This window comes from Vibrio sp. 1562 (assembly GCF_033340155.1).
In the GTDB taxonomy this organism is placed as follows: Bacteria; Pseudomonadota; Gammaproteobacteria; order Enterobacterales; family Vibrionaceae; genus Vibrio; species Vibrio alginolyticus.
This window is the reverse complement of sequence record NZ_JAWOVY010000171.1, coordinates 1-895: the sequence shown is the minus strand read 5'-3', so window position 1 is coordinate 895 and position 895 is coordinate 1. Positions and strand designations below refer to the sequence as shown.

At 48.4% G+C, this 895-nt stretch carries 1 protein-coding gene and 1 pseudogene; both read right to left on the bottom strand.

What is annotated here, in order from left to right:
• Window positions 1-470 (bottom strand): DUF3150 domain-containing protein (locus R7Z49_RS23960; protein ID WP_318112221.1); only part of this gene is annotated, 470 nt, incomplete at its 3' end.
• Window positions 471-568: 98 nt separating this feature from the next.
• A pseudogene (locus R7Z49_RS23955) lies at window positions 569-895 on the bottom strand (hypothetical protein); the annotation flags it as partial.

Genomic DNA, 895 nt, shown 5'->3' with positions numbered 1-895 from the left:
GGTTGCATTCGATAGATGGCATAATCGAACTGAAGCCGTTGTTCCACGTCTTCGATGGGTGATAATGCACGCCGGATTGCATCTGCAAATTCCGGGTGTTTTGCAACCCAGTCAAACGTCACCTGATCATAGTTGTCCAAGAACAACTGCTTGCACTGCGCAAACTCCTGACCGATCCGGTCAAGCTCTGGAACAATCTGATCAATTCGGTCTTCAGGGACGGCATAGCCACCTAAAAACCGCACACCGACTTGCTCACACAAGCGCTGCGCTTCTTTCTTAAGCCTTTCAAAGTTCGCCAATGCCTCTGGGTCGCAAATTTTTTTACTCCCTAAGCTGGCAACATCCTTCGGTGGAAGTTGGCTGCCATTGGCTAATCTGAAATCTTCAGGCCTTAGTTTTTTTCTACCGCTCCAGATGGAACAGTCGATGTGACAAATCAAAAGTTTGTCGAGGGTTTGAATACTCATAGTGCATCCTCATGCGAGATGGGGACGCACCACTCCCAGCAGGAGCAATGGCCCCCGTTTGGGTGGTAGTAGTTGACGCGCTAATGGCAATACCACTATCAGAAATAGTAATTTTGCGAATCAGGCGACGATCGGTTGAGATCGATTTTCACAGGCATTAAGTCCAGTGCTTCAGCTATCGGGCGAACCCGCTCTAAATCACTGCCTAGCAACCGCAATACATCTTTTTCCAACTTCAGTTGGTCGGATACTTCTATCCCTTCAGGACTCGCTACTGTGAGTGAACACAGTGGTGGTAATTGACGCTTAAAAGCCAGTAACAGCAACAATGGCCACGGGCCATCATCAGTGTTAACAATGCCAGCGCCTTCACCTGACACCATGCTGATTTGATTGGTACTAGGTAATCCGCTTTTGCAAAACCC